The organism is Peribacillus sp. (assembly GCF_059453735.1).
The window spans coordinates 1-7,222 of record NZ_JAZVJO010000524.1 but is presented as its reverse complement, the minus strand read 5'-3'; the positions used below and the strand labels follow the sequence as shown (position 1 = coordinate 7,222).

Here is a 7,222-nt window from a genome sequence, read left to right as displayed (position 1 = left end):
GCTTTTGAGCAGGCTTCTTATTACTTTTGATATTCTTTTTATTCTCCTTGCTTTTAACTTCTTTTTTTGCAAGTTTTTCGTTGATAATGATGACCTCAGTATGTCCCCAGAATATCTTTCTAGGAATTACTTTCTGAAGTTTTTCTAATGCATCTGGAATGGTCACTCCGCGTCCTGTTCGAACGATAGGAAGCGTAATCCCTCCACTGCCGAGAGCCGTTCCTTCGCTTTCACTTCCAGCTCCACTTGGAGCTTTCGGAACCGATATTTCTACACTTATTTCTATTTGACCATTATCGAGCTTATCAATCCCGATTCCTCTAACTAAAGCAATCTCATTTAGCTCTTTTCGATCCCAGCATCCAGTTAGCAGCAAACAGCTTACTAGAATCAATCCAATTCGCTTATCGATCATAACTCTCTTACCATCCTTTCCTAATAAAAGCGATAAGAAGAAGAAATAAGGGGAGAAACGTATAGATGATTGGGCCAACTATTCCATCAATCGTATGCATATATACGTTATAGGCAGTAACATTTGGTACGAACCAAATGGCGAGCATAACATTTAAAAATAAAATAGGAACTACGATCGGTCGATAGTCAGTAAGATTTAGCCATTGAGAAGTGCCTACTGTAAGAACATAATAGAAGACATTTATTTTAATAAACGCACCGGCAATCCAAAAGGCCATAACCACCGCTTCAATATGGGATAAGAAATTGCCGATATCTATATATTGAACTGCATTAATGAGCGGGGCATTTAACTCGCCCGTTGAATTTCCTAAGGTAAGGAGTGCAATAATATTCATCAAGACCATTGTCAGCGTGACAAAGAGTAAAGAAATGAACGACCATTTTTTTATGTTTTTCTGATCTTTTAGAGAAGGCAGAAAAAAAGCAAGGACAATGAATTCACTAAACCAAAGATTGGAGAAAAATGAACCTTTAATTGCTGGCATTAATCCGTTACCAAAGATGGGCTGAATATGATTTAAATCCACATCTGGAAGAAGAAGGATAAATACGAAAATGAATGCAAGAAAGATAATAGGAGTTAGAATTTGTGCAAGTCTTGCAATGACTTCAACCCCTTGACGAATGGCATAGGCACAAATCAAGGCCATACTTCCAAGTACGACAACCCGGGGAGTACGCGGGAGAAAGTAAGCATTGACAAACTCCCCATATTGCCAGGTTACTTGAATGGCCACACTTAATGTGTAAATGAGGAATAGTGCGCCCAAAATTTTACCGGCAATTCTCCCAATGATTTTATTACTGTATTGAATTAAGGTATCATTTGGATAATAACTGCCTAATTGAGTGACTGAAAAGACGGTAAGAATACCAAAAAGTGACGAAATAATTGGCGAAAACCAAAAATCTCGTTCGGCAGAACTATAACTAGCTGCGGGTAAATAGAGAATGGCCGTAACGGCTATAGCTGAATAAATGAGTATCCCTAATTGAAAGGATGAAATTTTTTCCGATCTGTCCAGGTTACTCACCGCCTTGTTGAGGACCTGGTTTTTGATTAGGTCCTTGTCTGAATTTGTTGTACTTCCCGGTAAAATGAGGACGTGTTGATTGCATCCACCATGGAGCACGAATTAGGAAATCCTTGAAGCTATTTTTTTGCATAGGAGCTATGCCAGAAAGATAAGGTACCCCAAATGATCTTAACGTACATAGATGTGTAAGAATCACGAGCAGACCCAGCATGATTCCCAAGATGCCTAATGTTCCAGCGAGCGCAATCATTGGAAAGCGCAATAGCCTAAATGTTGCACCTAGGTTGTATCTAGGAATCGTAAAGGAGGCGATTCCCGTTAATGCTACGACCATGACCATTGGCGGTGAAACGATCCCGGCTTGAATCGCTGCTTGACCTACAACCAAAGCACCAGCAATACTCACGGCAGAACCAATTTGTTTCGGAAGCCTTACCCCAGCCTCGCGAAGGGCTTCAAAGGTAACTTCCATTATTAATGCTTCAACAATAGCTGGGAAAGGAACGACTTCCCGGGAGGTCGAAATACTAATAATCAACTTAGTTGGCAGCATTTCTTGATGAAAGCTTAAAACAGCTACATAGAGTGAAGGAAGCAGCAAAGAAATCCCAACGTAAAAATAACGCAATAGCCGGACGGCAGAACCTAAAATATACCGCTGATAATAATCTTCACTTGATTGAAGCAGCGATAAAAGTGTAGTGGGCGCAATCATCACAAAGGGATTTCCATCAACCAGAATAATCACTCTGCCTTCTAAAAGGCTTGCTGCACAGGTATCGGGTCGTTCAGTACTAAGAATCTGCGGGAAGGGAGAAACAGGGTGATCTTCTATCAGTTCTTCAATATATTGTGTTTCGATTACTCCATCGATATCAATCCGTTTTAATCGGTCATAGACTTCAGAAACTAATGTTTCATTGGCAAGGTTGCTTATAAACATCATGGAAACATCGGTTTGACTGCTCCGTCCAATTTTTAACGTTTTTACTTTTAATTTTGGATTTCTGATTCTTCGTCTAATTAAAGCAATATTTACGTTTATGGTTTCAGTAAATCCATCTCGTGGACCTTTTACTACCTGCTCAGAAGATGGCTCTTCTATAGTACGTTTCTCATATCCAACTAGTTCAATGGCTGCACCCATAACTTCTTGATCGACCAGTAAAAGGGTGTTTCCCATTGAGATTTCCTGGATGCTCGCTTTAATGGTGGTTATTTCCGATACCTTGGCAACAGATAGTTTTTCCTGTATCCACTGTGCCATATCTTTTTCTTGCGATTCGTTCTTCTCCATTAATGGTGACAGTACATTTGTATCTAATTCTGGAAAGTCAACCATCCCTACAAAATAAATCAGCATGGCTTTTTTTTCACCATTAATTAAAAACGGACGAAATACGATATCTGAGCAATCCTCGAAAGCATTTTTGAATGTATGTATATTCTGGCTTAAATCAGAAGAAAGTTGATTAGAATGACGACTATTTTTTTGATTGAAACGACGAAAAGGCATAACAAACCCACTTTCAAAAATACGATATATGTATACTGTTCATTTTTTCCATAGTCCGACTGATTATGTAAGAAAGATGAAGAAATCAAAAACAGGTGATAAGGTGTAAAGTGCTTAGGCAGCAGATGGACCGATTATAGACACCTTTAAGTGCTTTAGAAGAGTTAATTTTAATTAGATAGATTTAGTTTTATTGATGTTCATAGAAAATCTAGAATATGTAGGATAAAATGGAAATAAAACGAGAAGGGGAATATTATGCCGAAATCAAGTTATCGTGTGAAGTCACTTAATATAGGTAAGATTGAAATACATACTTATGGGAAGCGTAGTTTTGAATCCGCTATTCGAAAACAATCGATTAATGAGCCTGTTTTTTTAGGGAAAATGGGCTTACAAGGTGATGAACAGGCCTTTAAAGATCATGGAGGCGAAGATAAAGCATTATGTTTGTATCCATATGATTACTATAGCTATTGGGATGGTATTTTGGCTAAAATGGAAGATACGGCCTTGTTTGGTGAAAATCTAACGGTTGTGGGGCTGACTGAGAAACATGCACACATTGGAGATATATTTTCATTCGGAGAGGCAGTCATTCAAGTATCTGAACCAAGGAATCCTTGCTATAAATTAGCAGCCAAATATGAGGTGCCAGATTTGGTAGTTCGCATGAGACATACTGGCTATACCGGATTTCTTTTCAGAGTTTTAGAAGAAGGAAACGTGTGTCAACAAGATAACCTAGTGCTTCTGGAACCACATGCAAAGCAAGTACCTGTTTCATTGGTCAATGATGTGAAATTCTTTGATAAATTGAATAAAGAAAAGCTTGAAAAAGTTTTAGCAGTGGATGCCTTATCTCCTAGTTTACGGAGCAGCCTGTTAAAGGAATATTCCTAGTGAAAAATAACCCTTCTGCAGAAGTAGAAGGGTTATTCTTCATCATATTGTTTGAGCCAATCCGTAGTCGTTTTAATCATTTCATCCTGTTGTTCTTTTACAGAAATTGTAGCATCATTATCTCCTTTTTGTGATCCATACATCCCAAAACCAGCATGATTACCACCTTCAATCTCATGTAACCATACATCGGAAGATAATAAGGATTTCGTTTCTTCAATTTTTTTTGGGGTGGATAATCCATCATGTTCAGCAAACAATGAAAGCATCGGTATGTCAGTATCAGAGAAGTCAGTGGAATCAGCCGGATAGGAACCTAGTAAAATAACACCGCTAATCTCTTCTTGATGGGTATACGCAAAACCTGATGCAGCCACACCCCCAAGAGAATGACCCTCTACATACCAATTGTCTATCTCAGGGTATTGCTCCATTACATCCTCCGCAATATTTTGATTAAAGATGGCGAAATTAAATGTCATTTGTGGAATAACAACCAGATAGCCGGTATCAGCCAATCCTTGTGCATAATACCGATAGGCAGCAGGTTCTACTTTAGCACCTGGATATAATACAATTCCGCCTTTAGCTTTCTCCTCAGGGGTGAGTACCAGCCAATTATCGACCACATCAATCTCATCAATAGGGACAAGCGCTTCTAACTGATCCGTACCATCGTATGTAAATTGCGACCAGATATAAAACCCCGTAAAACCGCCAACGAGAAGAATGACTACAAGTAAGCCAAAAATCTTTAGGAATTTTCTCATAATATCCTCCCATTACAAACCAACTAATTATATTCCATTATCCATATTCTTTAATTTTATATGAAAGTACTACAAACGGGAACTGTCAATATGTTAGACAACGTAAGTAGGACATGAAACCTATTACACTAATAAACGTAAAAAGAGATATAAAAGGAGGAATAAAAATGACTAATTTAGCAATGCAATGCAAAAGTAGTGAAGGGAAATCCTTTGTACAAGCAATGGATTTCGTTAATCTTCGCCCTATGGATAAGAAACTGTCCATTGGTTCAGAGAGAATTTTTACCGTTTGTTAAGACTGCGGAGAAGTCGTTTCGATAAAAGTGAAAAACCCTGAGAAACTAAAGAAAGAGAAGTAATTATTACCGGATATGAGTTTATCAGAAAAATAACAGTAGGACCTCCGACAAAATAGCTAAATAAGATATCGGCCTTGGCATCTTGGAAGGCTTCCCAGACCTCAGACGGGAATAACGCACCGCTAGACGGGAATACATGGTGCGTAGACGGGAATACGATAGGCCCCGACGGGAATATGACGACCTCAGAAGGGATTAATGCGTTTTTCAGGATAATTATCGTGAGTTCGCTACCTAAATTAGGCAGCGATCAAAGAAAGTGAGTCATTTTTAAAAACAGCTAAACAAGATACCAGCGGGGGTATCCACGAAAGCTTCTAGACCTTCAGACGGGAATAACCCACCGCTAGACGGGAATACGTGGTGCGTAGACGGTAATACTACGAACTCAGACGAGATTAATGCGTTTTTCAGGAAAATCATCGTGAGTTCCCCAGCTAAATTAGGTAGCGATCAAAGAAAGTGAGTCATTTTAAAAAAAACAGCTAAACAAGATACCGACGGGGGGATTAGGGAGACTTCTAGAAACCTAGATGTGAATAAGCTGAATTAAAAAGCCGACTATTTTCTGATTTACAGAAGATAGTTGCTTTTTAGTATTAGGCAACCATTTTGCGGCATGCTTCTGCACAGGTAAAGCAGCTTTCTGCACATGTTTGGCAGTGTTCATGGTTATGTTGTTTGCATTCATTTCCACAGGCTTCACAAATTTCGGCACAGGCTTGGCAGATTTGTTGTATAAATGGGCTATTGGTTTCCATAGATTTTACGGCAAATGCATAAATATCGGCACATTCACGGTCCATTCGAATACATGGAACCATCATTTTAACATCTTCTTCGTTTAAATAGGCGTCATAGCAGGTATTACATGCCTTTATGCAGTCTAAACAAGCTTGGATACATTCCTGATAAATGGTATTCATATTTTAAGAACCTCCTACGTTATTCTAGCTCTCTGTTTATTAAGCCAACTATTCATTTTGTTAACAAAAAACTCGATGGAAGAGTTAATTGTATAGTAATATAGTTGGTAGGATAATTCTGGTAGATAGCTAGGAGGAGTGATGAATTTGTCAGCTGATAAAACGATTATTTTGATTGGGCCGGTAAAGGTTTAAACCATCGGCTACGCGAGTTTACGACTGATCAAGACGTTTTAGATGTGGATGAACACTTTATTAAGCATGCAACAAAAAGTATTGGCGAAGTATGTGATATATACGAATGGGAAGTCAATTGAGGATGTCACGGATGACATCGTGTCTACGTTTAATAAGTAAATGTAAGTGCTTTCTCTGCTAGAAGGTGTAGAATAGGAAGATAAACAGGCTAAACTTCGTTTAATAGAGAAGTAGTTTCTGTAAATTCTTAATGGAGGTCTGCTGCATCATGAAAGAGAAATTCTTAATTTGGGATTTAGACGATACGATTATTACCACGTATCCGGAATTCGAAAAATCCAATACGCTTTGTGCTGAGATTATCTCAAGGGAGTTGTTCGGTGACGTCCTTCAGGTAAATGATATTTTAAATCGGCAGCGTATGATTGATATTAGTTTAATTGAAAAGTATGGTTTTTTGCCACCGAGATATGAACAAAGCTGGTTAACTACTTCTGCAGAATATTTTAAAGAACACGGAATGATGTCGAATGCTTCTCTTCAACAAGAACTAAAAGAAGTGGTTCAGGATATTTACATCCGGAAGTATGAAAACGTCCCGGGTTCAGTAGAAGTTATCCAACAGCTTAAGAATGACGGGTATTCAATGGCTATCTTAACAGCAGGTGACGAAGCGGTGCAAAAACGAAGAATCGAACAATCCGGTGTTGCGGAATTTATGGACGAAACATACGTCTATCCGTATAAAACACCAAGTACATTACGTGCCGTTATGGAAAGACATGGTCATAACGAGTATGCGATGATTGGGAACTCGTTAAAGAGCGATATTTATCCAGCATTAGCGAACGACATTATGGGGATTCATGTGGTGAGGGATACTTGGCAAGCAGATCATTATGAAATTGATCTAGCGCATCCCCTTTATAAACCGGTACATGAATTATCAGAAATCCCTAGCGTTCTATCAGAAAAAAAGGAGTTTTCGTTAAAATAAAAAGTTGCTTCGGCAACTTTTTATTATTTTGCA

8 protein-coding genes are annotated in these 7,222 nt (G+C 38.5%); 3 read left to right on the top strand and 5 right to left on the bottom strand.

The genetic code is table 11. The features are described 5' to 3' along the window. From AC52RT_RS17410 to AC52RT_RS17400, 3 genes are all read right to left on the bottom strand, one after another. On the bottom strand, window positions 1–415 hold a 415-nt coding region (locus tag AC52RT_RS17410), incomplete at its 3' end, for a Ger(x)C family spore germination protein (protein WP_495541915.1). 7 nt (window positions 416–422) lie between these two features. Further along, complete coding sequence (locus tag AC52RT_RS17405; protein WP_495541914.1) at window positions 423–1,514, bottom strand: GerAB/ArcD/ProY family transporter; 1,092 nt, start codon at window positions 1,512–1,514, stop codon at window positions 423–425. Further along, window positions 1,507–3,033 (bottom strand): spore germination protein, encoded by a 1,527-nt coding sequence (locus AC52RT_RS17400; protein WP_495541913.1) that lies wholly within the window; start codon window positions 3,031–3,033, stop codon window positions 1,507–1,509. Before AC52RT_RS17400 ends, AC52RT_RS17405 begins: the two co-directional genes overlap by 8 nt. Before the next feature lie 258 nt (window positions 3,034–3,291). Here AC52RT_RS17400 and AC52RT_RS17395 point away from each other — a divergent pair, with 258 nt between their 5' ends. Further along, entirely contained in the window at window positions 3,292–3,936 is a 645-nt protein-coding gene (locus tag AC52RT_RS17395; protein ID WP_495541912.1) for an MOSC domain-containing protein, read from the top strand. A gap of 32 nt (window positions 3,937–3,968) precedes the next feature. Here AC52RT_RS17395 and AC52RT_RS17390 read toward each other — a convergent pair whose 3' ends face one another. After that, window positions 3,969–4,706: an alpha/beta hydrolase gene (locus AC52RT_RS17390; RefSeq protein WP_495541911.1), complete on the bottom strand. Its 738-nt coding sequence runs from the start codon at window positions 4,704–4,706 to the stop codon at window positions 3,969–3,971. Between the two features lie 167 nt (window positions 4,707–4,873). On the opposite strand from AC52RT_RS17390, the gene AC52RT_RS17385 reads away from it, so the two are divergent. Continuing rightward, window positions 4,874–5,005: a hypothetical protein gene (locus tag AC52RT_RS17385; RefSeq protein ID WP_495541910.1), complete on the top strand. Its 132-nt coding sequence runs from the start codon at window positions 4,874–4,876 to the stop codon at window positions 5,003–5,005. A 662-nt stretch (window positions 5,006–5,667) separates the two neighbouring features. Here AC52RT_RS17385 and AC52RT_RS17380 read toward each other — a convergent pair. After that, window positions 5,668–5,994, bottom strand: coding sequence for a four-helix bundle copper-binding protein (locus AC52RT_RS17380; protein WP_495541909.1), 327 nt, complete (start codon window positions 5,992–5,994; stop codon window positions 5,668–5,670). Between the two features lie 466 nt (window positions 5,995–6,460). On the opposite strand from AC52RT_RS17380, the gene AC52RT_RS17375 reads away from it, so the two are divergent. Next, complete coding sequence (locus AC52RT_RS17375) at window positions 6,461–7,189, top strand: HAD family hydrolase (RefSeq protein ID WP_495541908.1); 729 nt, start codon at window positions 6,461–6,463, stop codon at window positions 7,187–7,189. Window positions 7,190–7,222 lie beyond the last annotated feature (33 nt).

Bases quoted from the DNA above. Each gene is read 5' to 3' on its own strand.
- AC52RT_RS17400 (WP_495541913.1), bottom strand. From the start codon at position 3,033: ATGCCTTTTCGTCGTTTCAATCAAAAAAATAGTCGTCATTCTAATCAA.
- AC52RT_RS17395 (WP_495541912.1), top strand. From the start codon at position 3,292: ATGCCGAAATCAAGTTATCGTGTGAAGTCACTTAATATAGGTAAGATT.
- AC52RT_RS17390 (WP_495541911.1), bottom strand. From the start codon at position 4,706: ATGAGAAAATTCCTAAAGATTTTTGGCTTACTTGTAGTCATTCTTCTC.
- AC52RT_RS17385 (WP_495541910.1), top strand. From the start codon at position 4,874: ATGACTAATTTAGCAATGCAATGCAAAAGTAGTGAAGGGAAATCCTTT.
- AC52RT_RS17380 (WP_495541909.1), bottom strand. From the start codon at position 5,994: ATGAATACCATTTATCAGGAATGTATCCAAGCTTGTTTAGACTGCATA.
- AC52RT_RS17375 (WP_495541908.1), top strand. From the start codon at position 6,461: ATGAAAGAGAAATTCTTAATTTGGGATTTAGACGATACGATTATTACC.